At 50.4% G+C, this 26,797-nt stretch carries 31 protein-coding genes; 23 read left to right on the top strand and 8 right to left on the bottom strand.

Features of this window, described 5'->3' with window-relative positions:
• Window positions 1–10: 10 nt before the first annotated feature.
• The 4 genes from M4D81_RS09245 (at window position 11) to M4D81_RS09230 (ending at window position 6,458) form a co-directional block, all read left to right on the top strand.
• On the top strand, window positions 11–748 hold the full coding sequence (locus M4D81_RS09245; RefSeq protein ID WP_071220016.1) for a glycerophosphodiester phosphodiesterase: 738 nt from the start codon (window positions 11–13) through the stop codon (window positions 746–748).
• A 4-nt stretch (window positions 749–752) separates the two neighbouring features.
• Complete coding sequence (locus tag M4D81_RS09240) at window positions 753–1,961, top strand: SLC45 family MFS transporter (protein ID WP_260065804.1); 1,209 nt, start codon at window positions 753–755, stop codon at window positions 1,959–1,961.
• Window positions 1,962–2,114: 153 nt separating this feature from the next.
• Window positions 2,115–3,125: a LacI family DNA-binding transcriptional regulator gene (locus M4D81_RS09235; RefSeq protein WP_260065802.1), complete on the top strand. Its 1,011-nt coding sequence runs from the start codon at window positions 2,115–2,117 to the stop codon at window positions 3,123–3,125.
• Between the two features lie 111 nt (window positions 3,126–3,236).
• Window positions 3,237–6,458 carry a cellobiose phosphorylase gene (locus tag M4D81_RS09230; RefSeq protein WP_260065801.1) on the top strand — a complete coding sequence of 1,074 codons (3,222 nt, stop codon included), beginning with the start codon at window positions 3,237–3,239 and terminating at the stop codon, window positions 6,456–6,458.
• A gap of 71 nt (window positions 6,459–6,529) precedes the next feature.
• Here M4D81_RS09230 and M4D81_RS09225 read toward each other — a convergent pair whose 3' ends face one another.
• Window positions 6,530–6,703, bottom strand: coding sequence for a glycine zipper domain-containing protein (locus M4D81_RS09225; RefSeq protein WP_260065799.1), 174 nt, complete (start codon window positions 6,701–6,703; stop codon window positions 6,530–6,532).
• Between the two features lie 218 nt (window positions 6,704–6,921).
• Between M4D81_RS09225 and M4D81_RS09220 the strand changes: the two genes are divergently transcribed.
• The 3 genes from M4D81_RS09220 to M4D81_RS09210 all read left to right on the top strand — a co-directional run bounded on the left by M4D81_RS09220 (window position 6,922) and on the right by M4D81_RS09210 (window position 8,679).
• Complete coding sequence (locus tag M4D81_RS09220) at window positions 6,922–7,545, top strand: conjugal transfer protein TraX (protein WP_260065797.1); 624 nt, start codon at window positions 6,922–6,924, stop codon at window positions 7,543–7,545.
• Window positions 7,546–7,602: 57 nt separating this feature from the next.
• Window positions 7,603–8,034, top strand: a complete 432-nt coding sequence (locus M4D81_RS09215; RefSeq protein ID WP_071220021.1) for a hypothetical protein — start codon at window positions 7,603–7,605, stop codon at window positions 8,032–8,034.
• A gap of 69 nt (window positions 8,035–8,103) precedes the next feature.
• On the top strand, window positions 8,104–8,679 hold the full coding sequence (locus M4D81_RS09210) for a macro domain-containing protein (protein ID WP_260065795.1): 576 nt from the start codon (window positions 8,104–8,106) through the stop codon (window positions 8,677–8,679).
• A gap of 273 nt (window positions 8,680–8,952) precedes the next feature.
• Here the strand turns inward: M4D81_RS09210 and M4D81_RS09205 are convergent, their stop codons facing one another.
• Window positions 8,953–9,150 (bottom strand): hypothetical protein, encoded by a 198-nt coding sequence (locus M4D81_RS09205; protein WP_071220023.1) that lies wholly within the window; start codon window positions 9,148–9,150, stop codon window positions 8,953–8,955.
• Window positions 9,151–9,238: 88 nt separating this feature from the next.
• Between M4D81_RS09205 and rpiA the strand changes: the two genes are divergently transcribed.
• The 4 genes from rpiA to M4D81_RS09185 all read left to right on the top strand — a co-directional run bounded on the left by rpiA (window position 9,239) and on the right by M4D81_RS09185 (window position 11,680).
• Entirely contained in the window at window positions 9,239–9,955 is a 717-nt protein-coding gene (gene rpiA / locus M4D81_RS09200; protein WP_260065792.1) for a ribose-5-phosphate isomerase RpiA, read from the top strand.
• 49 nt (window positions 9,956–10,004) lie between these two features.
• Window positions 10,005–10,454, top strand: a complete 450-nt coding sequence (locus M4D81_RS09195) for a MarR family winged helix-turn-helix transcriptional regulator (protein WP_071220025.1) — start codon at window positions 10,005–10,007, stop codon at window positions 10,452–10,454.
• 30 nt (window positions 10,455–10,484) lie between these two features.
• Window positions 10,485–10,916, top strand: a complete 432-nt coding sequence (locus M4D81_RS09190; RefSeq protein ID WP_260065790.1) for a GNAT family N-acetyltransferase — start codon at window positions 10,485–10,487, stop codon at window positions 10,914–10,916.
• 128 nt (window positions 10,917–11,044) lie between these two features.
• Complete coding sequence (locus M4D81_RS09185; protein WP_260065789.1) at window positions 11,045–11,680, top strand: GDSL-type esterase/lipase family protein; 636 nt, start codon at window positions 11,045–11,047, stop codon at window positions 11,678–11,680.
• An 82-nt stretch (window positions 11,681–11,762) separates the two neighbouring features.
• On the opposite strand, the gene M4D81_RS09180 is transcribed toward M4D81_RS09185, so the two are convergent.
• Complete coding sequence (locus tag M4D81_RS09180; RefSeq protein ID WP_071220028.1) at window positions 11,763–12,434, bottom strand: tetratricopeptide repeat protein; 672 nt, start codon at window positions 12,432–12,434, stop codon at window positions 11,763–11,765.
• Between the two features lie 178 nt (window positions 12,435–12,612).
• Between M4D81_RS09180 and M4D81_RS09175 the strand changes: the two genes are divergently transcribed.
• Together M4D81_RS09175 and M4D81_RS09170 are read left to right on the top strand one after the other, a co-directional pair.
• A complete protein-coding gene (locus M4D81_RS09175; RefSeq protein WP_071220029.1) occupies window positions 12,613–12,867 on the top strand; it encodes a helix-turn-helix domain-containing protein in 255 nt (84 codons plus the stop codon).
• A gap of 206 nt (window positions 12,868–13,073) precedes the next feature.
• Window positions 13,074–13,181, top strand: a complete 108-nt coding sequence (locus M4D81_RS09170) for a YjcZ family sporulation protein (RefSeq protein WP_233355008.1) — start codon at window positions 13,074–13,076, stop codon at window positions 13,179–13,181.
• 264 nt (window positions 13,182–13,445) lie between these two features.
• Here M4D81_RS09170 and M4D81_RS09165 read toward each other — a convergent pair whose 3' ends face one another.
• The 3 genes from M4D81_RS09165 to M4D81_RS09155 all read right to left on the bottom strand — a co-directional run bounded on the left by M4D81_RS09165 (window position 13,446) and on the right by M4D81_RS09155 (window position 16,100).
• A complete protein-coding gene (locus tag M4D81_RS09165) occupies window positions 13,446–15,428 on the bottom strand; it encodes a copper amine oxidase N-terminal domain-containing protein (RefSeq protein WP_260065788.1) in 1,983 nt (660 codons plus the stop codon).
• A 211-nt stretch (window positions 15,429–15,639) separates the two neighbouring features.
• A complete protein-coding gene (locus tag M4D81_RS09160; RefSeq protein ID WP_260065786.1) occupies window positions 15,640–15,810 on the bottom strand; it encodes a hypothetical protein in 171 nt (56 codons plus the stop codon).
• A gap of 83 nt (window positions 15,811–15,893) precedes the next feature.
• Complete coding sequence (locus tag M4D81_RS09155; protein WP_260065784.1) at window positions 15,894–16,100, bottom strand: DUF5316 domain-containing protein; 207 nt, start codon at window positions 16,098–16,100, stop codon at window positions 15,894–15,896.
• A gap of 474 nt (window positions 16,101–16,574) precedes the next feature.
• Between M4D81_RS09155 and rsmD the strand changes: the two genes are divergently transcribed.
• Together rsmD and coaD are read left to right on the top strand one after the other, a co-directional pair.
• Complete coding sequence (gene rsmD, locus M4D81_RS09150) at window positions 16,575–17,180, top strand: 16S rRNA (guanine(966)-N(2))-methyltransferase RsmD (RefSeq protein WP_260065782.1); 606 nt, start codon at window positions 16,575–16,577, stop codon at window positions 17,178–17,180.
• Complete coding sequence (gene coaD, locus M4D81_RS09145) at window positions 17,170–17,685, top strand: pantetheine-phosphate adenylyltransferase (RefSeq protein ID WP_071220034.1); 516 nt, start codon at window positions 17,170–17,172, stop codon at window positions 17,683–17,685. Before rsmD ends, coaD begins: the two co-directional genes overlap by 11 nt.
• Here the strand turns inward: coaD and M4D81_RS09140 are convergent.
• Window positions 17,663–18,895 carry a nucleoside recognition domain-containing protein gene (locus M4D81_RS09140; RefSeq protein ID WP_260065781.1) on the bottom strand — a complete coding sequence of 411 codons (1,233 nt, stop codon included), beginning with the start codon at window positions 18,893–18,895 and terminating at the stop codon, window positions 17,663–17,665. The genes coaD and M4D81_RS09140 overlap by 23 nt on opposite strands.
• A 113-nt stretch (window positions 18,896–19,008) precedes the next feature.
• On the opposite strand from M4D81_RS09140, the gene M4D81_RS09135 reads away from it, so the two are divergent.
• Window positions 19,009–20,049, top strand: coding sequence for a SepM family pheromone-processing serine protease (locus M4D81_RS09135; protein ID WP_260065780.1), 1,041 nt, complete (start codon window positions 19,009–19,011; stop codon window positions 20,047–20,049).
• On the opposite strand, the gene M4D81_RS09130 is transcribed toward M4D81_RS09135, so the two are convergent.
• Window positions 20,039–21,274, bottom strand: a complete 1,236-nt coding sequence (locus M4D81_RS09130; RefSeq protein WP_071220037.1) for a nucleotidyltransferase — start codon at window positions 21,272–21,274, stop codon at window positions 20,039–20,041. The two genes, M4D81_RS09135 and M4D81_RS09130, sit on opposite strands and share 11 nt — an antisense overlap.
• A gap of 197 nt (window positions 21,275–21,471) precedes the next feature.
• Here M4D81_RS09130 and M4D81_RS09125 point away from each other — a divergent pair, with 197 nt between their 5' ends.
• The 7 genes from M4D81_RS09125 (at window position 21,472) to fabG (ending at window position 26,758) form a co-directional block, all read left to right on the top strand.
• Window positions 21,472–21,981 (top strand): YceD family protein, encoded by a 510-nt coding sequence (locus M4D81_RS09125; RefSeq protein WP_071220038.1) that lies wholly within the window; start codon window positions 21,472–21,474, stop codon window positions 21,979–21,981.
• A 51-nt stretch (window positions 21,982–22,032) separates the two neighbouring features.
• Complete coding sequence (gene rpmF, locus M4D81_RS09120; RefSeq protein ID WP_006211382.1) at window positions 22,033–22,206, top strand: 50S ribosomal protein L32; 174 nt, start codon at window positions 22,033–22,035, stop codon at window positions 22,204–22,206.
• A 185-nt stretch (window positions 22,207–22,391) separates the two neighbouring features.
• Complete coding sequence (gene fapR, locus M4D81_RS09115; RefSeq protein ID WP_036664034.1) at window positions 22,392–22,958, top strand: transcription factor FapR; 567 nt, start codon at window positions 22,392–22,394, stop codon at window positions 22,956–22,958.
• 37 nt (window positions 22,959–22,995) lie between these two features.
• On the top strand, window positions 22,996–23,982 hold the full coding sequence (gene plsX, locus M4D81_RS09110) for a phosphate acyltransferase PlsX (RefSeq protein ID WP_260065777.1): 987 nt from the start codon (window positions 22,996–22,998) through the stop codon (window positions 23,980–23,982).
• Window positions 23,983–23,990: 8 nt separating this feature from the next.
• Window positions 23,991–24,980: a beta-ketoacyl-ACP synthase III gene (locus M4D81_RS09105; protein ID WP_071220040.1), complete on the top strand. Its 990-nt coding sequence runs from the start codon at window positions 23,991–23,993 to the stop codon at window positions 24,978–24,980.
• A 48-nt stretch (window positions 24,981–25,028) separates the two neighbouring features.
• Window positions 25,029–25,961: an ACP S-malonyltransferase gene (gene fabD / locus M4D81_RS09100; protein ID WP_260065775.1), complete on the top strand. Its 933-nt coding sequence runs from the start codon at window positions 25,029–25,031 to the stop codon at window positions 25,959–25,961.
• A 47-nt stretch (window positions 25,962–26,008) separates the two neighbouring features.
• Entirely contained in the window at window positions 26,009–26,758 is a 750-nt protein-coding gene (gene fabG / locus M4D81_RS09095) for a 3-oxoacyl-[acyl-carrier-protein] reductase (RefSeq protein WP_260065774.1), read from the top strand.
• The last annotated feature ends 39 nt before the right edge of the window (window positions 26,759–26,797 follow it).

The raw sequence follows: 26,797 nt of genomic DNA, 5'->3' as shown, positions 1-26,797 counted from the left end.
GGAAGTACAAATGTCACAATTGATTAATTTTGCACACCGCGGGTCATCGGCCATATGTCCCGAGAATACGATGGCTGCTTTTGCCAAAGGCTTGGAGCAGGGAGCTACCGGGATTGAAACCGATGTTCAGATGACGAAGGACGGAAGGCTGGTTCTGATCCATGATGAGAGTGTCGCCCGTACCACGGGGGCCGAGGGGCTAGTCAAGGATTATACATACGACGAGCTGGCCAAGCTGGATGCTGGCTCATGGTTTGGAGCGGATTTTCAAGGGGAACGGATACCGCTGCTGGAAGAACTGCTGGAATTAACGAAAAATCACGGCACGATTGTTAACATCGAACTGAAGAACGGATCGATTCAATATCCCGAGCTGGAAAAGCGCGTAATCGAAACCGTAAGACATTACAACATGTCAGAGCAAATCGTCATCTCAAGCTTTAATCATTATTCCCTGGTGGAGTGCAAACATATTGATCCTGAAATACGAACTGGCCTGTTGTATGGCGAAGGCTTATACAAACCGTGGGAGTATGCCAAATTGGCCAAAGCGGATGCTCTGCATGCATACCATCGCGCAGTTCTGCCGGAATGGGTAGAGGAAGCGAAACAGCATGGCGTAGTCTATCACCCTTGGACCGTCAATGACGAGGAGCAGATGAAAACCTTGATCGATGCCGGCGTGGCGGGCATTATTACGGATTATCCGGATGTACTCAGGGGATTGCTACAAATTAAGGGAGCGTGACTTTGTGAAGAAAACATGGCTGCTGGGCTTTGGCTTTTTCAGCATTAGCATTACCTGGGCGCTGTACAATGCGTTTGTGCCCTATTTTCTCGAGGATTACATATCCAGTGTCGCACTGATCGGTTTCTTTATGACGATCGACAATTACTTTGCCTTGTTCTTGCAGCCATGGATCGGAAGTCGCAGCGACAGGACCAATACCCGGTACGGCAGAAGAATGCCTTACCTGCTCATCGGTATGCCGCTTGGCGCTCTGTTTACCGCAATCATTCCGTTTCACAACGGGATGGCGACATTGATACTGTTTATGGTCCTCATGAACCTGGCCATGAGTCTGTATCGTTCGCCTACCGTTTCATTAATGCCGGATATTACGGAGGAGAAACGCCGCACGAGAGCCAACGGCATCATTAACTTTATGGGCGGCATAGGGTCCATATTGGCTTTTGGCGTGGGCTCGGTACTGTATAGTGCACATCAGTCCCTGCCTTTTATTGCCGCAGCGGGCATAACGCTGGTGTCGTTGTTCATCTTGAGAACGTTTATCCAGGAGAAGCGTGACGCTCCAGGCTATCAGGCTCAGACGGCCGCCAAATCTAAAGTTTCCTTTAAGAGTCAGATCAATCGGACAACGGTGCTGCTCTTGGCGGCGATATTTTTCTGGTTTGTCGCATATCAAGGGGTTGAGACCCTGTTTACTTTGTACGGGAAAAACGAGATGGGGCTAACGGAATCGCAGGCTTCCTTTTCCCTGACGTTTTTTTCGCTCGCCTTTGTTGTGTTCGCCATTCCAAGCGGATGGCTTGGCGGTAAATTCGGCAAGAAACGGATGATTCTGATCGGCGTCAGCGGGCTGTTGGTTGTCTTTGCGCTCGTACCATGGGTTGAATCACTGCTATTGCTTCGCGTATTGCTGACCGTTGGCGGATTATTCTGGGCTTGCATCAATATCAACTCCTATCCATTTATCGTATCTACAGGATCGGAGGACAGCATTGGGACGCGGACGGGAATGTACTATTTGGTATCCTCACTTGCGGCGATCTCGTCACCGCCTCTTCTGGGCAAGCTCATTGATGGCATGGGGTATTCGATTCTGTTTTATTGCGCCGCAGGCAGCATGCTGCTCGCGCTGATCTGCGTGCTCATGATCCGGCATCAGGAAACGGAAAGCCCTGCAAACTCGCAGACCGCTTCCGCCAGCTTGTCCTAGCCGATTTGATTTTTTGATAACCGAAGGTTCGGCTCCTGCCAGTCAGTGTGTACGGAATAACATTGACGAGAGCTTGCCGGCACAGGTAGAATCTAATATCAGATAGATTTGAATTAGAAAATGCCGGCAAAGGTACAGGAGCTGATTCCAAGGTTGACAACGATTTATGATATTGCCAAGAAAACAGGCTATTCGCCTACGACGGTGTCGAAAGTCTTCAACAACTATCCGGATGTCCGGGAGAAGACGAGAGCCAAGATTCTGGCAACCGCGAAGGAAATGGGCTATCTTCCAAACGCAAACGCCAGATCGCTTACGACGAAACGATCCTGGACCATTGGCATTCTCTTTGTGGAAGCTACGGGAGCAGGGATTCGTCACCCCTATTTCGGAGCCGTCATCGAAAGTTTTAAGAAAATTGCGGTATCCAAAGGGTATGATCTGATGTTCATCTCCAAGGATGTCGGCGGCCGAAGAAGCAGTTATGTGGAGCATTGCAAAATCCGGGGCGTCGATGGCGTGGTCGTCATTCTGTCGAGCAGCGAGGACCCCGATTTCCAGGAGCTGCTGGATAGCGGCATACCGTGCGTCATTCTGGATTCGTCACCGGGGCAGGTGCATTCGGTTTACTCCGATAACATCGGAGGCAGCATGCAGGCACTTCGGTATTTGCACTCGCTTGGACATCGCAGCATTGCCCATATATCGGGCGGATTGAATACGTTTGCAGGCGAGCAGCGTCAACAGGGCTATGAGCAAGCCCTTCGGGAGCTTGATCTGGACCTAAGGGAAGAGTACATAACCAGCAGCGATTTTTTCTCCACCGAGAGCGGATATGAAGCCATGAAGAGGCTGCTGGGGCTTAGAGAGAGACCGACAGCTGTTTATGCCGCTGGAGATCTGCTTGCGCTTGGAGCTATTCGTGCCGTGCAGGATCATGGCTTGAATGTACCGGGAGATGTGTCCATCATCGGTTTTGATGATATTGAAATGTCCCGTTATATTACCCCTGCGTTAACGACCATACGCCAGGATACGGAGCAGCTGGGCACCGTTGCGGCGGAGATCCTTCTTACTTCGATCGAAGAACAAGACGCAACAGTACAGTCGGTTATGCTGCCGGTTCAATTGATTATCCGGGAATCCTGCCGCCCGGTCACCTAGGTGAAATATAAAGGCAGGACTCATTTTTGCCACATTTCGAAACCGGTTTCGGAAAGTGGCAAACTCTGAATTTTGAATCCAAGTATGAACCCATTTAAGGAGGATCTGAGCATGTCAAATTATCGTTTTGAGAAGGATACCTTTGTGATCGAGCAGTATGATCTCGCCAAACCGTTTTCCAGCTTCCTGCCGGGGATCGCTGGCTTGAAGGGGATACCGATGTGGACCTTTTATGTGAATCGGGGTCAGGGGATATGCAGCTTCGGCATACGCGACAAGAACTCGCCGATCATGGAATTTTCCCCGGCGAATATCTCGTATAAGAATGTGTCGACAACCGGCTTCCGTACGTTTATCAAGATAGCGGGGGCCCCGGCAGTCTATGAGCCGTTCCAATCCTTTCAGCCGGATTCCAAAGCGAAGAGAACGATGTTGATCCGTCAGAATGAGCTGGTCATTGAGGAGGAGCATGCCGGTAACGGATTTCGCACGTCGGTGTCGTATTTTCAGCTGCCCGGTGAAGATTTTGCCGCTCTTGTTCGCGAAGTCAGCGTAACGAATATCGGAGCTCAGCCTGTATCGCTTGAACTGCTGGACGGCATGCCGGAGATTCTGCCTTACGGTGTCGAGAATAGCGGGTACAAGGAGGTCGGCAATCTCCTTCGAAGCTGGATGGAAGTGGAGAACCTTGAACGGGGGATCCCGTTCTATAAAGTTCGCTCCAGTACGCACGATGAGGCTGAAGTCAGCGAAGTTACGAGCGGTCACTTCTATCTGTCGTTTGATCAGCACGGAAAGTTGATTCAACCCCTTGTAGACTTTGATCTGATCTTTGGCGGAAACACTTCATTAATCCATCCTGATCGATTTGCCGTGAGCTCGGTGGAAGCTTTGATGAACGCCACGCCGTATGCCGTGAACAAAGTGCCATGCGGCTTCAGCGGGTTATCGGCTACGCTTGAGCCTGGGGAGTCGGCGACCGTGTATACGCTGGTAGGCCATGTGAACGATATTGGCAAAATCAATAAGCGCTCCAAAGATTTGTGTGTGCCAGCCTATATCCTCCATAAACGCGAGGAGGCCTCGGCGTTGACCCGGGAATTAACCGAGGATATTGCAACCAAAACGGGATTACCGCTATTTGATGAATATAGCCGTCAGTCCTATCTGGACAATTTTCTGCGGGGCGGATATCCGTTCCTGTTCGATAACGGGAAGGAAGGGGCCGTTGTCCATCTATACTCCCGCAAGCATGGGGATCTGGAGCGGGATTATAATTTCTTCTCTCTTGCGCCGGAGTTCTATTCACAGGGGAACGGCAATTTCCGGGATATGAATCAGAACCGCCGAAATGACGTGTTTTTCCACCCGAAGGTAGGTACATTCAACATCCGGATGTTCTTCAGTCTCATTCAAGCCGACGGATATAACCCGCTTAGCGTAGAAGGAACGAAATTCCGCGTGAGTGAAGGGAAGAAAGAGGAATTGGAGAAACTGCTGCGGGCCTCCGCGGCTCAGCAAGATTATGAGAAGCTGGCCAAAGCATGTGCCGGGGATTATACGCCGGGTAACATCATCAACGCGATTTCGGATCAAGGCATCAGGCTGGAGATCAGCGAGGAAAGCTTCTTGTCCGGGCTGTTGGCGATATCCGATCAACATTTTGCCGCTTCGTTCGGCGAAGGGTTCTGGTCGGATCATTGGACTTATAATATGGATCTGGTTGATACCTACTTGGATATTTATCCCGACCGTTATGAGGAACTGTTGTTTGGCGAGAATGCGTATACGTTCTTTGACAGCCCGGTGTACGTCCTTCCGCGGAGTGAGAAGGTTGTGATCAGCCGGGGCAAGGTACGGCAATACGGTGCGCTGTTGGAGGACGAGGAGAAACTGAACAAGTTCGGCAGAAAAAGGAACGCTGCGGAATGGCTGCGGGTCGATGGCGGACTAGGCGGCATTTACCGCACAAATCTGTTTGTCAAAATGATCTCATTATCCCTCAATAAAATGGCAACACTCGACCCTTACGGGATGGGGGTAGAGATGGAGGCGAACAAGCCGGGCTGGAATGACGCGATGAATGGTTTGCCGGGCCTTTTTGGGTCGGGCATGAGCGAAACAATGGAATTGAAGCGGATGGTCGCATTTATCGTGGATGCGGCCGAGCGGTTCGGACATCAAGTGATTCAGGTACCGGAGGAGATTGCGTCTTACTTAGAGCGCGTATACGAAGCCGTACAGCTATACCAGTCCGGCTCCTTGGACTCATTCGGTTATTGGGACTTGGTAGCGTGGCAGCGTGAATCCTACCGTGCATTGGTCCGGTACGGGATCAGCGGCCGGGAGGTTGAAATTTCGGTGAGGAACGTGAGGAGCATGTACGAAGCCTTCCTGGATAAAATCGAAGAAGGTATCCAGCGTGCCGAGCAGATGGGTGGCGGAATCGTGCCAACGTATTTCCGTTATGAAGCCGAGCGATTTGAAGAGGTTCGGGATGCAGCGGGAAACCCGGTGATCACCCGCTATGGTTTGCCCGCCGCAAAAGTGCTTGAATTCAAGGCGTATGCGCTCCCGCATTTTCTGGAGGCACCGGCTCGCGGCATGAAGCTTGCCGATGAAGGCCGGGCGAGAACGATGTATGACCGGATCAAGGCATCCGATCTGTATGATTCCGCGCTCGGAATGTATAAAACGTCCGTCAGCCTGGAGGGAGAAACCGATGAAATCGGACGCATCCGTGCATTTACAGCCGGCTGGCTGGAGCGGGAATCCGTATTTTTGCATATGACCTATAAATACTTGCTTTCATTATTAAAAGCCGGATTGTATGACGAGTTTTTCTCGGAAATCAAAACTTCCCTCATCCCTTTTCTGGACCCGGCTGTTTATGGACGCAGCACGCTGGAGAACTCCTCGTTTATTGCCAGCAGCGTGAATCCGGATCCCCACGTGCATGGACGAGGTTTCGTGGCAAGGCTGAGCGGATCGACGGCCGAATTCCTAAGCATGTGGATTACGATGATGGCAGGAAAAAAGGTATTCCGATACGAAGGCAGCCAGCTGCAGCTTCATCTGAACCCCGTTCTTCCAGCGTGGCTGTTTGACGAGAATCAAGAAGTGTCCTGCACCTTCCTTGGGGCTGTCAAGGTGACGTATCGCAGCGAGCGCGCAGCCAATACGTATGGTCAGGACGGCGTTACGATTCAGCGTTTAACTCTCACCACGGTGGGAGGGGATTCGATCGAGGTCGATGGACCTCTTATTACAGGTGAGTTGGCCCATGAAGTTCGTAACGGGAACATCCGGGCCATTCATGCTGTGCTGAAATAGAGGGAAACGAAAGCCAACCAGGCCGCCCGAGATGAATCGGGTGGCCTATTCACTGTTATTTGAAGTTCTGTTTATTCATGAGGAGGCTTTTTGTTATTGCTTGACATGGCTGAGCCAAACGTAATGCCAATAGCAGCACCGATCGCTATGCCGATAGCGACTTTATCCATGGCAACACCAATGGCGACCCCGACGCCGACCCCCATGCTTATCCCGAGGGCCATGTTGTTCTTTTTCTTTTCCATACGACCGTCACCTCTATCTGTATCAGTTGATCCCAACAAACGTCCTTCCTACTCAAGCTGCTATTGTTTATATTATAGAGGATATTGGACGTGGATGCCGGATATCCGCTGCTTCATGTTTTCTTCGCTTGCAAGTCCCAGTGTTGCAACCCATAATAGATATATCGATTTGAAATACATATGAATTCAACATCTTCGAGTGCGAGGAGGGGGTTGTCATGCAGTGGATCGCCATGCTGACGATGCTGATTGATCATGTAGGGCTTGTGTTTTTTCCGCATCAGGAGATTTGGAGAATCATCGGCCGCATTGCTTTCCCAATCTACGTCTATGCTCTCGTTCAGGGGCACCGCTACACTTCTTCGAGACCCAAGTATATCATTCGGCTGGCCGTTATTGCGGTGATCTCCCAAATTCCCTATCAGCTTGCGCTGGATCCTGAAGGGTTGAATGTGGTCATTACCCTGGTTGCTGGAGCTATCGTTTTATATGTGCTGGAACGTTCGGATTCCCAGCTGTTATCGTGGATGGTTGTTGTTGCCGCATGTGCCCTAATGAGTGAATTTCCGTTTGATTACGGAGCTTACGGACTGCTGTTGATTTTGATTTTCCGATATGCTCAGGCCAGCTGGCTTGTTCCGCTTCATCTTGTGTTGAACCTGTTATTCTGGTTCCTTAATAACTGGGAACTGCAGATGTGGAGCGTCATCCCGACGGCTGTGATAGCTTATGGCCCGCATGTATGGAGGAAACTGGAGTCTATCCGGGTGAGTCGCTGGGTATGGCGTTCATTTTATCCTCTGCATTTACTGATTATTGCGTTATTACGGGTGATTGTATAGAGAAGCACTCTTTAGGTTAGCGCTTGATGGATTGATTATATACAAGGAGAGACATACATGTTGAATATCGCACTGGCTGCCTGCATCCTATTGTTCGCAGCGGCGGGTTACATCGCATTCATGAATTCCAAATTAATTGCGGATAAAAAACGGGAAGCATACATTCCTCCGCCTGCTTCGGAATATACCGTTTATATGACGCCTCAGTTCACGGAGGAGGACAAAAGATCGATGAGTCCGATCGGCGTCATGGAATTTCGCGATCCGCAAGGGATGATGAAGGTATATCTTTGCCGGGTCAGGAATGCATCCGAGGATTTGAAGCTGGAGCAAGCCGGCAATGTGTTTCTTCATCATTTGACGAAGGCCAGGGACACCGGCAGCCTGATGTTCTACCGTACGGTGGAGGAAGCGCTGCAAGGGCCGGAAGAGAAGAGTTTGACCGACCGACTGTCTGCAGCTGCCAAAAAAAAGCCGAGAACAGAATAGGCAAACAGGGTCAATCCACCCACTAGCGGGGTAATAAAGAAATAAAAGACCGAAAGGAGATTTTCCGAAATGAAAACATTTAAAATCGGAAGGACATCGGTCTCCGTCTTTATAGGCGATATTACGACATGGACGGGCGACATTATCGTCAATGCTGCAAATTCGGGACTGCTGGGTGGAAAAGGCGTGGACGGCGCAATTCATAGCGCCGGCGGGCCGGAAATCATGGAGCAGTGCATGGAAATTCGCAAGCAGCAAGGCGGCTGCCCGCCAGGCAATGCCGTGATTACCGGTGCAGGCCGGCTGCCTGCCCAGCATATCATCCATACGGTCGGCCCGATCTGGGAGGGCGGCGGACGGCGTGAGGAGCATACGCTGGCGGAATGCTACCGCAATAGTCTCCTGCTTGCAATCGAGGTGGGTGCCAGAAGCATCGCCTTTCCTAATATAAGCACGGGTATCTATGAGTATCCTAAGGCTCCGGCATGTGACGTTGCGTTAAAGGCGGTTACGGAGCTGCTTGAAGAGGATCTGCCGGATAACCGTCTGGATCGGATTGACTTCGTTTGTTTTTCTCCTGATAATGAAGAGCTTTATATCCATTGGCTTGAGCAGTACACACAGGCGAAGGAGGCGCAAGTATAAGAAAAACCTTATCGACGCACATTCTCAGAAGACAGACCGCGTTTATAGGAAGTTTTTCTTGCGATATCAGGAATGCCCGTGCTTCGAAGTTTATATTTTCTGATATCTAAAGAAAAACCTTATCGACGCACATTGTCAGAAGACAGACCGCGTTTACTAGGAAGTTTTTCTTGCGATATCAGGAATGCCCGTGCTTCCTCTCCCGGAAGACAGACCGCGATTCATAAAAATCAGGGGCGCAGTTAGCGCCCCTGACGTTTTGTCAGTCGACTTTTACATATGATAGGAACCGCTTGGCTCAAACAGCACCCATTCCAGCATCGTGATCATATCGTCGAGACGGGTTTCCTGATTGAGAAGGGAGGCTCGCTCCGGACTGTTCTCCTCGAGAGCAGTCAAGCGAGTTTGCAGCATTTTCTTCTGCATCGTAAGTTCATTGATCTTGGATTTGATTTGGTTTTCGGTTCGCATAAGTATAATCCTTTCGTTTGTATGAAATCCATCTGTTTACCCCATATTATAGCATTTGATTCAGCTTAAGACGAAGGAGCGGATTCACATGGAAAGTGAATATAATATGAAGAAAATAGCGGCGGAGCATGCCGCCAAGTATGTCCAGGATGGGATGAAGATTGGGCTGGGCACTGGCTCAACCGCTTATTACGCGATTCTCAAAATCGGCGAGATGGTCCGATCCGGACTCTCGATTCAGGCGGTGGCTACCTCTGAAGCTTCGGAGAAGCTGGCGATGGAACAAGGGATATCCTTGACGCCGATCCATCAGATCGATCGCTTGGATCTGACGATTGACGGGGCGGATGAGCTGGATGACCAGCTCCGTTTAATCAAGGGAGGGGGCGGAGCGCTTCTCCGCGAGAAGATCACGGCTTTTCACAGTGAACGGCTCGTGATTGTGGCGGATGAAGCGAAAGCCGTAGCTCAACTCGGCGCTTTCCCGCTGCCGGTTGAGATTGTCCCTTTTGCTTATGAGTGGACGGTTCGATCACTAGCCCAGCTTGGTTGTTCGGTGGAGATCCGCCGTAAGCAAGATGAGGGGGTTTATGTTACGGATAACGGGAATTATATTGCTGATTGCCGGTTTCAGCATATTGCCCGTCCTGAAGAATTGAGCTCTCGGCTAGGCGCCATTCCTGGTGTGGTTGAACATGGGCTGTTTATCGGTATGGCCGACCAAGCGATCATCGGCTGCCAGGATGGAACGGTGCGGATATTGCATTCCGGGAGCATAGAAGCAAAGAATACATTTGACAGTTGATCCGGCGTTCATTAACCTTAATAACATGATATCTTTCGGAGGGTGAAATATGTCGGATATTCAAGAACACGAGGATACCCCGTTACATTTGCTGGTTGTCCTTGCCAGAGCTTATAACGCAGTGATGACACATTCGCATCGCAGCATCAATAGTCACGGATTGAACTCCACCGAATTCGGCGTATTGGATGTGCTCTATCACAAAGGACCGCAGCCGCTGCAAAAAATTGGCGAAAAGGTGCTCATTTCCAGTGGTAACATTACATACGTGGTGGACAAGCTTCAAAAGAAAAACCTGCTGGTTCGCCGGGCTTCCGCTGAGGATCGCCGCGTCATTTATGCTGAGCTTACTGCAGAGGGAAAGGAATTCTTCGAAGCCATCTTTCCTCAGCATCAGGAATTGATGGTTAAGGTGCTTAGCGGCTTGTCGGAGGACGAGAGAGCGCAGGCGGCGATGCTGCTGCGCAAGCTGGGGATCAGTGCGGAGAAGATGTTGTAGACCTATACAAGTTTTAGATTGGAGATATGTATGCTTAAAGATATAACGATGAAAGCCATGCAATCCGAAGTAAAGGAACTGCTCAGCTACTCGGTATTTCCGGATCCGGAGGCTGTGGATCAGGCGGCTGCTGCTTATGAGACGGGCCCAAGCCGGTTGTTTGGATTTGAAGAGGACGGTCTTCTCTTAGGAGTCATCGGTTTCGATGTTGATCAGGACGAGCTCACCATTCGGCATCTTGCCGTTCTTCCGGAGAACCGGGGCAAGGGATATGGACGCGGATTGATTTTGGAGCTGCTCCTTGAGGTCCAGCCTAAGCCGGCCCGGGTCATTGCGGAAACGGACGAAGAAGCCGTAAACTTCTACCGCAGTATCGGCTTTGAGGTATACAGCCTGGGAGAAAAGTATCCGGGTGTTGAAAGATTCCGCTGCATTTACGAGGTGGAGGAATCCGAAGAATAGGCTATTCTTATTTAAAGCATGTTTGCCGTCTTCGAGTGGAATTAAAATTGCCATTCAAGACAATAGACCCGTTTCGCAATGGGGGCACTCCTCATATAATGTCGTAACGAGCGGGGCAGGGGGTGAACATGTTGGTGTACCATTATACCGCTGTCGGCGATTCCTTGACCTTCGGGTTTGGGGCGATGCCTGGCAGCGGTTTTGTTCCGTTATACCGTCGGATGGCGGAGGAGAAGCTTCGCCAGTTCGTGGCCCATGAGAATCTCGGGGTCAATGGATTAACCTCGGATGAGTTATACGATCGGGTCGTTCAGCTTCCTACGTATCGCTTTCATCTGCAGCAGGCTCAGATCATCACGATATCGATCGGAGGCAATGACTTGATACGTGCGGTAAAGTCCACGGGAGGCCGGCCGAATCGGGAGGTGCTGGATGCTGCCTTGCATCGATGTCAGAATCATGTGGCTAATACCATTAGACATATCCGTAAAATAAAGACTCCGGTCAGCAAACCTTATTTTATTCGCGCTATCGGTCTGTATAATCCATACCCGGCCTGGACGGAGGCAACGGAATACGTGATTCGGTTCAATCGGCACTTGATGGGGCTAGGTGACGGCTATTTCCGAGTAGCTGATATTTACGCACAATTTTCAGGCCGAGAGAAAGAACTGATGTCGGTGGACGGTTTACACCCGAATGGCCGAGGGTACCGGGTGATCGCGGAACAATTAAACCGGCTTGGGTACAAGCCACTTGCATAACCAATCGAATGATTAAGAAAAAAAGGGCGTCCCCTGGTCTCTCGACCATGGGACGCCCTTTGGTTTATGTAATCCTTATTAATTATAATAATTTCCTGAAAAAGCTTCGTACGGCCCATTTGCGTTCTTGCCGTTTTTTGTATTTCGGCAGTGACCGGTATACATCCATAGATTCCTGATAAGACTTTTTGGCATCCTCGGTCCTTCCCAGCGATTGATACATATATCCCAGCAAATAAAAGGCTTCGCTTGAAGAAGAGTGAATGGAATGGAACTGCTCTAAATAATGGAGCGCCTTCTCCCGATCCGAATCCCGAAATGCATCGGCAAGCCTAAGATAAGGCCGGCCGTATTTGACCCTCGGGTTGATCTCCAGGGCCCGGATAATATCCGACTCCCCTTGCGGGATGCTGCCGGTGTGCAGCCGTGCGTTTCCGATATCGTCCCAGAACTCGGCGGAGTCCTCCAAGCTGGATTCAATGGATTCAAGGAGCTTCAAGGCTTCCCCATACTTACGTCGCTCCAGAAGCAATCTGGCAAGCTCGTGCCTTGATGAAACGTCGCTGGGGCTAACTGCAATCTGTCTGCGCAGCTTGGAAATATTACGTGCGCGCTTAATTGGCTTTGTCACGCTGGGAAATACCCCGACGAAGCGGCGGTCCAGCACATACACGATGAGCAGCAGCACCAGGATCGCCGTAATCGGATTACCGAAGATGTAGAACAGAAATCCAAAAATGATGAGTTTAAACAAAAGGGATCCCTCAATTTCTATGTGAAGTTGTAACACAAATTATACCATAACATGGATTTATTTAGGTGGAAATACGATCGGTTCCATAGACCTTGAATACATGCGCATGTCGGAATAGGCCATAGGTATTGAAAGAAGGTCGATGATAGCCGATAAAGGTAGTAAAGAGGTGATAATCATGGCGAAAAAGGGACAAATATTCCATCATTACAGTTTTGAAACGAAGAAAAAGGCAGTCGCCATGCGGCTGGAGGGCATGACTAAGAAAGAAGTGGCATCGGCCTTACAAATATCTGATATCGGACGGCTGAAAGTGTGGATGCGCAAATACCGTGAGTTGGGCGAAGAAGGTTTGGTCGATCGCCGCAGGAGAATTGTATATTCAGATCCTGACACCGAGCGGGATGAAAAAGAACAGCTTTCGCAGGTATAGACAATAAGTGATCACATGAGGTGTGGTAAACGACCGTTACACCATGCCTCTTTCATATGGGAATCAAGGGTGATGCTCTATAGTCGCATCCGGGATTTTCGAATGCATGGGCCAATTCATTAATCTTATCCCGAACAGGCGGCAGCCCAGTTCATTTGAGCGGAACCGACATAACATGTGGTATGTTCAAAAAAGGAGGGATTCATGTGAGCGGAGTAGGAGAAGGTTATGGCGGCTATGGATATGGCTCTTCTGTAGGTGCTATTTTGGTATTATTCATCTTGTTGGTGATCATTACTCGCGCATTTATCTAATCCGTCTTTTGAGCGAACAAACCAATTGAATCAATAAGTAAATACCGAGCACCTTGAGCAGTCACAACGACAGACCGTCCAAAAGAGGCATGGCCTCTTCTTTGGGCGGTCTTGTTCATGATGAAGCGAGAATCGGCGTGAATGATTGGTCATGAATATATGAGAATAATCTCAAAAAAACAGACCGCTCGAGAAGAAGTGGTCTGTTTTTAGGAGAACGAATATGGACCCGGGTCCATCCTCTGTCCCGGTGTGTATTTCATGCTACATCATAATCAATATAACCTTACCGTTTACGAAAGATACGATATCAAAATTCGAGTATCCCCAGGTTTCAATGGTTTTCCCGCCGCCTGTGGTAATGTCCTTGGCCGCCGGATTTCCCCATGACAGCTGCACCTGTTCTTTGGTCATCCCGAGGGAAACCTGGCCTGCTTTAATCTGTTTCCAGACCGATGCGGACCATTTGTGTTTTTGGTAAGGGTTGTAATTTAATAGGGAAGAACGGTCCGCAAACAGCTGCATCACTTCCGAAGACCGCATAGGATAGCTTTTCACTGTTTTTCCTGAAGCCGTTTTGAAGATCACGTTGAATTCGCCTTTGTCATCCGGCAAAATGTCGGTTACCGTCAATTTCGAGAAGCGTTCCAAGCCTTCGAAATCATTCACCCAATACGTTCGACCAATAAATTTAACCAAGCTGCCCTGCATCGCTTTTTTGATCAAGCCGGCCGTCTCACTGGAAACAACGGTCATGACTGCATCGCTCCCGAAGGAGATATTCGCTTGTTTCCACTTGGCTTCCCAATTGATTTTCGCGCCCAGAACATCGGATAACATAGAAGCTGGAATTAGCAGTTCGCCTTTGTCGGTCATCGGAGCTGCCTTTAAGCGCAGCGGGCTGCCATTCAGCTTGGCCTGGTTGCTGCCTGCCGTGAGCAAGAGCACGGTCTCTCCGAGCTTGGCCTCCACGGATTCGTTTTTGGCCGAATAGGTGCCGCCCAGTGCCTGCATGACGGATTTGGCCGGCACCATGATATTCCCGTTAACTTGTTTCGCATATTTCAAATTGTTGCGCAGGCTGGACGATACCGTTATCGATTTGGACAAGCCGCCTGAGGTTACCGTAATCTGTGTCTTGCCAACGCCCGCAGACTTCAGTGTTCCGTTCTTCTGTATGTTCATCAGATAAGGCTTCTCTATATCGATCAGGGCATCTTTAACCGGCACTTTGATCTTGGCCCCGTTCGTGTAAGTCTCCTGGATACTGACTTCAAGGGTATCCCCTACATAAGGTTTGGCATCGGATATCGAAACCGAAAAGGCCTTAACGACAGGCACATCAACCGATTTGTTCTGCCCGTTCGTGTGATGTATCCAGCTTCCGTCAGAACGCTGAGCATAGAACCCCTCCGACAGATCCTCGGCATTTCCGTAAATCGAGGTTCTTACGATCCCGCTTAGGCCGGAGACCTGCTCCTTGAGCTTCCAGCGGTCTTTATACACTCCGGTTGTCCATACGGTTCCGTCTTGGAGCGTCACAATCAGAAGATCCGTCGGCTCATTGGATGCATAAACGATATGAGCTGCGTTCTGGGCGACGGTAACCGGGATGATGCGTCCGTTATCATCAAAGTTGGATGTTTCGTATACAACCACGTCACCGTTGTCACGCAATAGGGCAACACGCCCGCTGTGAACCGTCATGGATTTGACCCCGGCCGGGTTCTCCACGATACCGAGCTTTTTGAATTGTCCCTTTTTGTAGTTATCCTCTAATAGCAGCTCCCCGTTTGAGGACAAGGCGGCAAATTCTTGATCCGCATTGGCGATAAGCAAAATGCCACTGAGGTTTTTTGCTTTTTCCGAGCCGCCCCATACGGTGCCGTCCGACTTCAGCCAGTAGGAACCCGCTATCTGCTTCACTCCGCTTGTTCCCGGAACGACCTCGGGTTCCTTGCCGATATCCCATTCCACTAATCGCCCATCCTGCGTCATACCGATGCCTTCGTATTCATAACCGCTGATGGCTGCAACTTTACCCGGCGTCCGTATGGCATGTCGTCCGTCGATCAGGGACCACATGGAGCCATCGCTCATCAGGTAGGTGTTCCTTCCCGCAATGTCGCTGATCTGGAGCCTGGACTCTTCGGCAGAAGCGATCCCGTGCGTCGTGCTGCCTGCAAAACCAAGTCCCACCAGCACGGCGAATAATACGAGAACATACAACGTTCTTCTCACTTGCATGACCTCTCTTCATTTTACAAATAGGAATATTTTTCAAACAGCTATATTGATTCGACAAAATCGGTGTTATTCCTGCAATTAAAAACGCCCTCCGATATCCGGGGACGTCTTGCTGGTTAAGCTCGCGATAGTTCGACGAACTGTCTCGACCTTAACGGTGTTTTAGTTAAGAGATTACGGCGGGGGTCATAGGTGGCAGAAACCAACCTGATTAAGTAATATGAGTTCCTTTCAACAGCAATAAAGCCGCGTATAAATCATTCTTCACTGTTTCGATTTTGGCGAATTTCCTGAATGTAAGATTAGAGATTAAAGCGATCAAGGCATATTTTATTCTCGTTCGTTCTATTTCTGTATCTTCATGGCTAATGATACGATTCATGAATCAGTTCCTCCCCTTGAAATGGGTGTCTCTGTCCCACTATTCGTGCGCCGGGTCGCGAGCAAATGTTCACAGTGTCAACCCTAGCGGAACAAATACACTATACCGGCGACCGCAAGAAATACGATTGCGGCTAAAAAGAAACCGTTGGCTACTTTCCTTTTAGATGCGCGGTCTTCCTTGGAATCAGCATAGAAGTTGCCTCTTTGTTGGTATCCCGTAGTAAACATTCCGGATAGAAGCCCTGTGACCAAGAGGCAAGCGAATCCTGCATATAAAAACAGGTTCATCACGTGTTCCCCCCATCATGCCCTTTATTGTTAGAACGTTTGCTGAGAGGGAATGGTTATGCATTTTTACACAGGTAAGTGCATCGTCTGACTAGAAGCAGCAATTGATATGACAAAAAGCCGCTCATCTCGTTTAGCGGCTCAACAAAAAAAAGAACTAAATCCCTGTAATAGACATTGCCGTTACAGGGATTTAGTTCGGGAACCTCCGAAGAGATTCCCTCATGGGAGAGGAGAAACCGGACGAAGAGCTTATGGGGAAACGTAAGTCTTCTCCGCGGTTGTCTACGACATTCATTGATGTCGATATTTCAAGGATGCCCGGCTGTGGTAGAAATATACATGGCTTTGAAAAAAAATGGCGAGACATTATGTTTCGTTTTTCATATATGGGCTGATTGTGTTACGATAATCACTGTCAATGGCGTTGTCTTGGCAATTAATTTATAGATAATGAAACGGGTGAATGAAGCAGTGAGAGTAGTATCCGGAAGTGCAAAGGGCCGGCCGCTCAAAAGTGTGCCTGGTACAAGCACCCGTCCGACGACGGATAAAGTGAAAGAATCCATATTCAGTATGATCGGCCCTTACTTTGAGGGGGGCGCCCTGCTTGACCTGTTCGCAGGCACGGGAGGCCTTGGCATTGAGGCGTTAAGCCGGGGGATGGATCGTGCTGTTTTTATTGATGTTGAACCGAAGAGCATCAGTACGATCAAGGATAATTTGAAGGCGGCCAGACTAGAAGATAGCGCTGAGGTGTACCGCAACGATGCGGGACGAGCGCTTAAAGCGCTTGAGAAGCGCGGCTACAAGTTCGATCTGGTCTTTTTAGACCCGCCATACAGGTTTAAGAATGGTGACGAGCTGATGCTGGATATGGCGGAGCGAGGTTTGCTGCAGGATCCAGCTGTGGTGGTATTGGAATACGAATCAAGTTACAATTATCCTGAGAAGTTTGGTGATTTTTGTTGTTTCCGGACCGCGAAATACGGAGAAACCGCCATTTCGATATATCGTTACGACACAGCGCAAGATCAAGCGTCAGAGCTTGATGAGGAGGAATTACAAGATGACAAATGAGAATACTAGTACATACCGAGTTGCCGTATATCCGGGAAGCTTTGATCCGGTCACCATGGGACATATGGATATCATCACACGCGCTTCCAAGCAGTTTGATCTGCTGATTGTGGCCGTGTTGAATAACTTAAGCAAGAACCCGCTGTTTACGATTGAAGAGCGCAAGGATCTCTTAAAACAGGAAACCGCGCATCTTCCGAATGTGGAAATCGACAGCTTTCGTGACCTTTTGGCGAATTATATCCGTCAGAAGAATGCCCAGGTCATCGTACGGGGGATCCGCACGGTGACCGACTTTGAATATGAACTTCAGCTGGCATCCACCAATCACAAGCTGAATCCGGATGCCGAGACAATCTTCATGATGACGCACCCGAAATATTCGTTCCTTAGCTCAAGTCTTGTTAAGGAAATCGCTCATTTTAATGGAGACACCACGGATCTGGTAAGCCCCGAGGTCCATGCCGCGATGCGCCGTAAATTTAGCGGCGATAACGGTCAATAAGACGGGAACACAGCCAGAACGCCGCTATCAATAATAAGCAGATCGCGCCTTGAACCTGCAAGAATGAAGGCAATCCGCTCCAAAAGTTGAAGTGCTGATCCGTATTGGCGTGATCCAGCGGTTCTGTTCGGAAAGCCGGTACGATGCCTGCTGAAAGGGCGCTGACCGGCTTCCACATTGCCAGTGTAATCGCAAAGGCGAGCATGGAATGCAGGGCTCGCTTCATCATAAAGTAACGCCAAGAGAGACCGGTTTCCCGCATGAGCGACAAGCTTTGCAGCTGAGCGCTGATTCCGCTCCATGCAAGTGCGGCGGACAGTACAGCCAGCTGTATAATTCCAGCTTGGAATGCCGAGGAGCTGATGGACTGGGCTGCCAGATGGGCCTCCAAAATTCCGGATACAAGATAGGGTGGAAGCTGCGGCAGCAGGTGACCGCTCAATACTCTGGTCAGGACGGCGAAGAACAAGATAAAGCCGCCTGTCATCATTAAGGTTTGAACTGAACGGGTAACGGAATCGCCCAGTAATTTGCCAAAGCTCCGCCCATCCCGTTGATGGGCCTCCAGCGCCGCAGTCGCTGCCCTTTTAAGAAGGGGGCGTTGGGCGTTTTCCCTTGTCCGTACTGAGTGGAGAGTTGAATTAAACCGTCGTGTGTCTTCTGAAGAAGCCGGTTTATGAAAGAGTCCGAATATCCAAGCGGCTAGCAGTCCGGAAATCCAATGAACGATCAGCAGCAGATACCCAGCCTCCGGTTTATGAAGGAGGCCGGTTCCGATGACAACGAGAATGGTCATTGGATTACAGAAATGGGATATAGCGGCGAGCCTTCCGGCATCCATGGCGCGAAGCTCGCCTTGTGTATACATTCGGGAGGCGGCCTGCGCTCCTGCCGGGAACCCGGCCGTCATTCCTGTTATAAGAACCCAGCCGCCAGCACCGGGAAGTTTGAATATTTTTTTCATCAAAGGGTCCAGCAGTACGCCAACCCCATGGGCCCAGCCATAGGCGATGAGTATTTCCACCAGTACGAGAAAAGGCAGCAAAGCGGGAAATACGATATTCCACCACAGCTTAAGTGCTTGCAGGGTGGCTTGGAAGGCAGGTTCGGGCGCGCTGACGACAGCCAGTACAAGCAGGAAAGCGGCGGCACCCAGCAGGATGGTGTTCCACAGCCCGTTTGATGACTTGACGGCGTTGTCTTTATTCATAAGGAATCTCCTTTCAGCGTAAACATGGCTAGTACAACTTTATGCAAAGGAGACAACCGTCAGACCAAACTTGGTGGAAGGCTGGATATATAAGGCGGAGGGAAGGGAACCACATGAAGAAGTCTGTAAAACCGAATGGCTTAAAAATTGCGCTGTATTTGTTAATGGTCGGGGTCATGCTGTACGTTGTCGTTTATATGCCGACCCCTTATCTCGTATACCAGCCGGGGAGTGCCGAAGAGGTTCGCCCCATGATCAATGTCGAGAAGGGCGATCCGGCGGAAGAGGGCACTTTTATGATGACAACCGTGTCGGCAAGCTATGCCAATATGGCGTTGTTGATGATGTCTGCGTTTAACCCGAATGCGGAGGTTGTGAAAAAAGCTGAGAAAATGGGCGATCAGAGCAAGGATGAGTATGCAGCCACACAAGTGTATTACATGAACTCTTCCCAGTCGTCTGCAATGGAAGCCGCCTATCAGGAAGCAGGAATTGACTACAGCATCGAGCCTGCTTATGTATTCGTGATGTCGATCTCCGAGAATTCTGTTAATGCCGAGCATTTCCGGCCTGGCGATAAATTGATCAAGATCGATGGGCAGCCGGCAGAGGATAATGAGAAAATTGCCAGCCTGTTTGGCGGGAAAAGCATCGGGGAAGTGGTATCCGTGGAGCTTGAACGCAAAGGGAAAACCGTTAAGGAACAGGTTCAGCTTGTGAGCATTAAGGATGAGAAGACAGGAGCGGAGCGTCCGGGATTAGGCGTCATGATTGCCACGATGCAAAGCGTGGAGCCGGCCGATCCCGATCACACCATTCATTTTGCGGATACCAATATCGGTGGGCCGTCAGCCGGACTGATCTTTACTCTTGAAATATATAACCAGCTTACTGATGGTGATTTAAGCAAAGGTTACCGGGTCGCCGGAACGGGTACCATTGATAAATCAGGCGCCGTAGGCCCCATTGGCGGCGTGAAGCACAAGATCGTGGCTGCTGATCGGAAGGAAGCCGATATCTTTTTTGTGCCGCAAAAAAATTACGATGAAGCCAAGAAGCGCGCGGACCGGATCAAAACGGACATGAAGCTGATCCCGGTCGAGGACCTGCAAGACGCAGTGGATTATCTGGAGGAGCTGCCGCCTAAGGGGTGAGCGGCGGCAGCAGGTAATCGCCGTAGTAGTGGCGCATGTCAGGCCTAGGTTGCCCGTTGGCATAAACGGCGGCTGCCATCAGGTCCCTCTCCAGCTGAGGATGCTCCAGCTTGGCCGGCTTGTGAATGACGGGGAGCGCTGCGCTGCGCTTCATTCGTTTCAGCAGAGAACGTCCTGTCTCGCTGAAGCCGAGGACCCGGATATATCCCGGACCTTTCGCCAGCTCTTCGCGATTCATCGATGCCTTGTCATGATTCAGCATGATGTGCAGCAGCATGCGCTGAAGCTTGGTTCGCGTATAGCGCTTGGTCTTCAACGCTTCCAGGAGGGCGTCAACCGTCGGCTGCTCCAGCTGAAATAGCGAGCGCTGAACACGGTGCTCCAAGCCTTCGGTCACTTCGAGAAGGCCTTCAAGCTGCGCGGGCGTATGCGTGAGCAGGGTTTGAAACAGCGGCTGACGAAACTGCTCCCAATGGACAGGAGCTCGTCCGCTCTTGATTTCCCGCTCCATGATGCTGTGCGTGAATTCCGGCATATAGGGTCTGGCGGCTTCCAAGCCCTCTGACAGAATAATGTTCCGGATGGCGGTTGCACTGGCAATGGACGACGCTCCCGGCAAGGGATCATGGTACTGTGCGTTTTCTCTTGGAATGGTGTAGGGTGTAATGCGGCTTCCCAGGCGCTCTAGAGCGATTAGGTAGTGCAGGCCCAAGGAATTGTTCGGCTGCGTGAGCAGCTCTTGCAAATGGGCAATCGCCGGTTCGGACTCACCGAATAGGGCAGCAGCGGCAGCGCCGTAAGCGGACGGGAAGTTCATGCCTTCCCGGAGGCGCTTTTCGATTTCGGATCGAAGCTCGCCGGATTCGTTGGCGAGCGAACGGGACAACGGCAGAATCTGCTCCAGCGTACCGCTTTCGGATCCGAAGGATAGGCAATTCACTACGCCCGTAGCCTCCAGAATGGCTACCGCACCGTACGCGAACCATTCCGCAGGCTGCACGGCATAGGTTACCGGCAGCTCGAGGCACAGGTCAACTCCCATGGCAAGGGCCATTTCCGCCCGTGCGCGCTTGCTTGCGATGGCAGGCTCGCCGCGCTGGAGAAACGGACCGCTCATCACCGCAACGACGGCATCTGCCCCCGTGACTTCTTTGGATTTGCGATAATGCAATACATGACCGTTATGTAAGGGATTATATTCAACGACAATGCCAACCGTCTTCATTCGTTTCAACTCCTTGATTAGAATATAACATAATTACATGACGATCCTGCAACAATAAGCGCATCCCCGGGAGAGTTGTAATTCTGGTAGTATGAAGAGAAATATCGGGTAACAATAAAGAGGTTGTTAGGGTTATCCTGTTGACAAAACTCTTTGGGAATCGGTATAATAATCTTTGTTTGTTTGGAGTGATGGATATGCTAATTCAATTTCGTAAATTGACAACCAGCGATCAACCGTTACAGTTCCATCAAACCGTGGATGTAAGCAATGCCGTTAAGGACCGCAAGGATATCATTGCTGTTCAGCCATTAGACGTGGATTTGACAGCAATCCCATCGGTTTCTGGTACGGTGGATGTTCGTGGACGATTGCAAGGCGAGCTGGAGATGAATTGCTCCCGCTGCCTGAAGCCGATCAGCGAACATGTGCACATCCCTTTTCATGAAGTATTCCAGCCGGTGGAAGATCCTGAATCCATTCAGGATGAGAATGATGACACTACATACGTGCAAGGTGAGAGTGTGGATCTCACTCCCTATGTAGAAGAAGCATTTTTGCTCCACCTGCCGCTAGCTCCGGTATGTAAAGCCGACTGCAAGGGACTCTGCCCGAATTGCGGCAAGGACCTGAATGAAGGCACGTGCGACTGCGATACGGAAGTGATCGATCCTAGGCTAGCCGGTCTGAAGGACTTCTTTAAATGATGATGGATATGGCACCCGTTCAGCGGGTTGAACTGATAAGGAGGTGGGAACATGGCAGTACCTCAACGTAGAACGTCCAAAACACGTCGTGACAAGCGTCGTACTCATTTTAAGCTGGCTGTGCCAGGCATGGTGAAATGCGAGCAATGTGGAGAATTGAAGCTTGCTCATCGCGTATGTAAAGTATGCGGAACGTATAAGGCAAGAGAGATCATCAAACAATAGTTTTTAAATAAGTAGTACTTCATCTTCGGTGAGGTGCTATTTTTTTTGTCTGAAGCCCCCCTTTCTTTTTGACGTGACATGATTTATACTTAACATTAGTACCAGGTTCTAATATTTGCGACTAATTTACATATATATGTTTGAAGAATGGCGGCTTTCATAGCGGCAGAAGGAGTTGTTTCGTCATCGATCGTTTATCCAAGAAAGACCGTCACCAGCGGCTGATTCAGCTGATCGACGAGAATCCCTTTGTTACAGACCGCGAGTTGACTCGCCAGCTTAAAGTGAGCATTCAGACGATACGCCTTGACCGTATGGAACTTGGCATCCCGGAGCTTCGTGAGCGAATGAAGCAGATGGCGGAGCATTCCTATGACCAGGTTCGTTCCTTGTCGCTCGAAGAGGTGATTGGGGATGTCGTTGACTTGCAGTTGGACAAGAGCGGAATATCGATATTTGAAATCCGCGAGGAACATGTATTCAGCAAAACGCGGATTGCCCGTGGGCATTATGTGTTCGCTCAAGCCAATTCACTTGCCATCGCCGTAATCAATGAAGAAATCGCATTGACGTCTTCAGCGGATATACGGTTTTTGAGACAGGTTCGTCTCGGCGAGAAATGCATTGCCAAAGCCTACGTTAGGTCCATTGCCGGCCAGAAGGGGAAGGCCAAGGTGGAAGTGTTTACTTATGTCGCTGATGAAATGGTGTTCCAGGGGAATTTCGTAATCTACCGATCTGCAGGAGAATGACATAAGTAAATGACATAAGTAAAGGAGGAAGTTTGGCATGAGAATTGCGATTGATGCAATGGGTGGCGATAATGCCCCCCAGAGTAACGTCGAGGGCGCACTCATTGCGGCACGGGAATGGAGCGATACCGAGATCATTCTCGTTGGGGATGAAGCGCAGATTGGAGCGCTCCTGAAGGAGAAGCCGTCCAATCTGAAGGTGGTTCATGCAAGTGAAGTCATTGAAACGGAGGATGAGCCGGTTAAGGCGGTCCGCCGGAAGAAGGATGCTTCGATGGTTGTAGCGGGACGCATGATTCGTGAAGGTGAAGCCGATGCCATGATCTCGGCTGGCAATACGGGAGCCCTCATGACGACCGGGTTGCTGGTCGTTGGCAGGATGAAGGGGATTGAGCGTCCTGCGCTTGCGCCTATGATTCCTACGCTCGACGGCAAGGGGATGCTCGCCTTGGATCTCGGAGCGAACATGGATTCGAAGCCTGAGCATCTGCAGCAGTACGCACTAATGGGCAGCCTGTATCGCGAGAAGGTGCACGGAATCACCAAACCGCGGGTCGGGCTGTTAAATGTCGGTACCGAGCCGGGCAAGGGAAATGAATTGACGAAGCATGCTTATCCGTTACTGGAGGAGCTGCCTATCCATTTTGTTGGCAACGTCGAGTCCCGCGATGTCATGAACGGGGTTTGTGATGTACTCGTATGTGACGGGTTCTCGGGCAATATTTTGTTGAAATCGATTGAAGGAACGGCTGGTGCGCTCTTTTCGCTGTTGAAGGAGCAGTTCAGCAAGTCGCTTAAGACCAAGATGGCCGCCGCCTTGATGATGCCGGAGCTTCGCAGCCTGAAATCAACGCTCGATTATAAGGAGCATGGCGGAGCACCTTTGCTTGGTCTGAGCGGTCTGGTCGTTAAGAGCCATGGTTCATCGGATGCGAACGCCATCAAGAATGGGGTTCGCCAAGCGCGGACGGCGCTCCAGAACCGATTGGTAGAGAGTATTTCGAATGAAATCAGCGGGAAGTGAGTGAGGAAATGAACAATTTGCGTCCGGTCGGTATTATTGGCACAGGCAAATACGTACCTGAGAAAATATTGTCAAATCATGATTTAGAGAAAATGGTAGATACAAGCGATGAATGGATTGTCTCGATGACGGGAATCCGGGAACGACATATTGCCGCTCCGAACGAAGCGACGTCGGATTTGGCTTATCATGCTGCTGTGAACGCGTTGAAATCCGCTGGAATGAACGCCGAGGATCTGGAATTGATTATTGTGGCGACGATTACGCCGGATATGTTCTTTCCTTCTACAGCATGTCTTCTCCAGGATCGTCTGGGTGCCAAGAAGGCGGCGGCATTTGACCTGTCTGCTGCTTGCTCGGGGTTTGTATATGGCCTTGCAACGGCCACGAATTTCGTGAAAACAGGTATGTATAACAACGCTCTGGTTATCGGGGTAGACTGCTTGTCCCGCATTACGGATTACACGGATCGGAACACCTGCGTCCTGTTTGGGGACGGTGCCGGTGCGGCAATCGTCGGCGAAGTGCCGGAAGGACGGGGATTCCAAGCCTTTGATCTGGGTGCTGAAGGTGCGGGTGGAGCACATCTGTACATAGAGGCAGGCGGTTCGAGATTGCCGGCTTCCGCTGAAACGATTAATACGAATAAACACTTTATTTATATGAACGGCCGCGAAGTGTTCAAATTTGCGGTACGGGTGATGGGATCTGCCACGGAAGCCGTGTTATCCAAAGCAGGCATCGACAAAAAGGATATCGACTTATTCATTCCTCATCAAGCCAACATCCGGATCATTAAGTCTGCCATGGAGCGCTTGGAGCTTCCGGAAGAGAAAGTCGTAATCAATGTTGATAAATACGCCAACACCTCAGCCGCTTCCGTGCCGCTGGCTCTTGTCGAAGCACAGGAATCCGGTCGTCTGAAAGAAGGAGACAAGGTGTTGATGGTTGGTTTTGGCGGAGGATTAACCTGGGGTTCCTCCGTACTCATCTGGTAACAGAATAGTATGTAGAACTAGTGAAATAAAAGAAGGGAGCTAACGATTTTGGGTAAAACAGCATTTATATTTCCAGGTCAGGGCGCTCAGTCCGTCGGAATGGGAAAGGATGCCTATGATGCGGTTCCTGCCGCAAGGGATCTGTTTTTTATCGCGGATGAACAGCTTGGATTTCCGCTCAGTTCCATTATTTTTAATGGTCCTGATGAAGATTTGAAACAAACGGTAAATACGCAGCCAGCTCTCCTCGCAACCAGCATGGCTTATCTGGAAGCCATTCGCGGCAAGGGGATCGAACCGGATTACGTTGCGGGACATTCCCTTGGCGAATACAGCGCACTTGTATGTGCAGGCGTGCTTTCTTTCGAAGAAGCGGTATCGATCGTTAGAGCCCGCGGAGAATACATGGAGGCAGCCGTACCCGGAGGTCAAGGCGCCATGGCAGCCGTGCTTGGGGCAGACCGTGAGGCTTTGTCCGAGCTGTGCAAGAGCATTACGGCAGAGGGGCATGTTGTAGAACTTGCGAACATGAACTGTCCGGGACAAATCGTTATCTCGGGTTCCGCACAGGGCGTCGCAATTGCCGCAGAAAGAGTCAAGGAAGCAGGCGGCAAGCGGGCTATCCCTCTGGAGGTAAGCGGACCCTTCCATTCGACCTTGATGAAGGAGGCGGCTAACCGACTGGCTGATAAACTGGAGCAGGCTGCGTTTAATACCCCGTCCGTTCCGGTAGTTGCCAATGTGACGGCGCGTCCGGTGGAAGATGCCGCTGCCATCCGCGGTTTGTTGGTGGAGCAGGTTTACTCTCCCGTGCTATGGCATGACAGCGTGGAATGGATGATCGCTCAAGGAGTGGACACTTTCGTCGAGATTGGTCCGGGCAGTGTTCTCAGCGGTTTGATCAAGAAGATTGACAAATCCGTCAAAGTCATTAATGTAAATAGTCTGGACAGCGTCAGCAGTTTGGAGACGGTCGTATAAATAACGATGGATAAAAACCAGATTACTTTCGGAAAGGAGGAATAGGTATGAGTGAAGCTCTAAAAGGACAGACTGCGCTTGTTACGGGTGCTTCCCGCGGCATTGGCCGGAGCATTGCTCTCGGACTTGCCGATTTGGGCGCTAACGTTGCTGTCAATTATGCAGGTAGCGAAGCGGCTGCAGCCGAGGTTGTGGAAGCGATTCGCGCAAAAGGCGTATCGGCCATCGCGGTTAAATCCAACGTTGGACGGACCGAAGAAGCCGATGCCATGGTAAAGCAGGTGTTGGAGACTTTTGGTCGAATTGATATCCTGGTGAATAATGCAGGGATCACTAGAGACAATCTAATCATGCGGATGAAGGAAGAGGAGTTCGATCAGGTAATCGAAACGAATCTGAAAGGGGTATTCAATTGCCTTAAGGCGGTGACGCGTCCTATGATGAAACAACGTTATGGGCGCATTATCAATATATCCTCCGTTGTCGGAGCGCTTGGCAATCCGGGGCAGGCCAACTATGTTGCGGCCAAAGCCGGAGTCATCGGTCTGACCAAATCAGCCGCTAGGGAGCTCGCTTCCCGTGGAATTACGGTGAACGCCGTGGCACCTGGTTTTATCGATACCGATATGACCCGGGAACTTCCTGAGGACACGCGGGAAGGCCTGCTTGGCGGAATTCCGCTCGCCCGCCTGGGGCAGCCGGAGGAGATTGCCGGCGTGGTTGCTTTTCTAGCATCTTCCAGTGCATCCTATATGACTGGACAAGTGCTGCATGTGGATGGCGGCATGTATATGTAGGCGCCGCCAATGTCCCGGCGCTGGCCGCTGGGCATTAAA

Source organism: Paenibacillus sp. p3-SID867, assembly GCF_025142895.1.
GTDB lineage: Bacteria > Bacillota > Bacilli > Paenibacillales > Paenibacillaceae > Paenibacillus_AQ.
The sequence above is the reverse complement of the archived record's forward strand: the minus strand, read 5'-3'. Positions and strand labels throughout refer to the sequence as shown.

Excerpts from the sequence above, each read along its gene's own strand:
- M4D81_RS09245 (WP_071220016.1), top strand. The coding sequence starts at position 11 with ATGTCACAATTGATTAATTTTGCACACCGCGGGTCATCGGCCATATGT.
- M4D81_RS09230 (WP_260065801.1), top strand. The coding sequence starts at position 3,237 with ATGTCAAATTATCGTTTTGAGAAGGATACCTTTGTGATCGAGCAGTAT.
- M4D81_RS09225 (WP_260065799.1), bottom strand. The coding sequence starts at position 6,703 with ATGGAAAAGAAAAAGAACAACATGGCCCTCGGGATAAGCATGGGGGTC.
- M4D81_RS09220 (WP_260065797.1), top strand. The coding sequence starts at position 6,922 with ATGCAGTGGATCGCCATGCTGACGATGCTGATTGATCATGTAGGGCTT.
- M4D81_RS09215 (WP_071220021.1), top strand. The coding sequence starts at position 7,603 with ATGTTGAATATCGCACTGGCTGCCTGCATCCTATTGTTCGCAGCGGCG.
- M4D81_RS09210 (WP_260065795.1), top strand. The coding sequence starts at position 8,104 with ATGAAAACATTTAAAATCGGAAGGACATCGGTCTCCGTCTTTATAGGC.
- M4D81_RS09205 (WP_071220023.1), bottom strand. The coding sequence starts at position 9,150 with ATGCGAACCGAAAACCAAATCAAATCCAAGATCAATGAACTTACGATG.
- rpiA (WP_260065792.1), top strand. The coding sequence starts at position 9,239 with ATGGAAAGTGAATATAATATGAAGAAAATAGCGGCGGAGCATGCCGCC.
- M4D81_RS09195 (WP_071220025.1), top strand. The coding sequence starts at position 10,005 with ATGTCGGATATTCAAGAACACGAGGATACCCCGTTACATTTGCTGGTT.
- M4D81_RS09190 (WP_260065790.1), top strand. The coding sequence starts at position 10,485 with ATGCTTAAAGATATAACGATGAAAGCCATGCAATCCGAAGTAAAGGAA.
- M4D81_RS09185 (WP_260065789.1), top strand. The coding sequence starts at position 11,045 with ATGTTGGTGTACCATTATACCGCTGTCGGCGATTCCTTGACCTTCGGG.
- M4D81_RS09175 (WP_071220029.1), top strand. The coding sequence starts at position 12,613 with ATGGCGAAAAAGGGACAAATATTCCATCATTACAGTTTTGAAACGAAG.
- M4D81_RS09165 (WP_260065788.1), bottom strand. The coding sequence starts at position 15,428 with ATGCAAGTGAGAAGAACGTTGTATGTTCTCGTATTATTCGCCGTGCTG.
- M4D81_RS09160 (WP_260065786.1), bottom strand. The coding sequence starts at position 15,810 with ATGAATCGTATCATTAGCCATGAAGATACAGAAATAGAACGAACGAGA.
- M4D81_RS09155 (WP_260065784.1), bottom strand. The coding sequence starts at position 16,100 with ATGAACCTGTTTTTATATGCAGGATTCGCTTGCCTCTTGGTCACAGGG.
- coaD (WP_071220034.1), top strand. The coding sequence starts at position 17,170 with ATGACAAATGAGAATACTAGTACATACCGAGTTGCCGTATATCCGGGA.
- M4D81_RS09140 (WP_260065781.1), bottom strand. The coding sequence starts at position 18,895 with ATGAATAAAGACAACGCCGTCAAGTCATCAAACGGGCTGTGGAACACC.
- M4D81_RS09135 (WP_260065780.1), top strand. The coding sequence starts at position 19,009 with ATGAAGAAGTCTGTAAAACCGAATGGCTTAAAAATTGCGCTGTATTTG.
- M4D81_RS09130 (WP_071220037.1), bottom strand. The coding sequence starts at position 21,274 with ATGAAGACGGTTGGCATTGTCGTTGAATATAATCCCTTACATAACGGT.
- M4D81_RS09125 (WP_071220038.1), top strand. The coding sequence starts at position 21,472 with ATGCTAATTCAATTTCGTAAATTGACAACCAGCGATCAACCGTTACAG.
- rpmF (WP_006211382.1), top strand. The coding sequence starts at position 22,033 with ATGGCAGTACCTCAACGTAGAACGTCCAAAACACGTCGTGACAAGCGT.
- plsX (WP_260065777.1), top strand. The coding sequence starts at position 22,996 with ATGAGAATTGCGATTGATGCAATGGGTGGCGATAATGCCCCCCAGAGT.
- M4D81_RS09105 (WP_071220040.1), top strand. The coding sequence starts at position 23,991 with ATGAACAATTTGCGTCCGGTCGGTATTATTGGCACAGGCAAATACGTA.
- fabG (WP_260065774.1), top strand. The coding sequence starts at position 26,009 with ATGAGTGAAGCTCTAAAAGGACAGACTGCGCTTGTTACGGGTGCTTCC.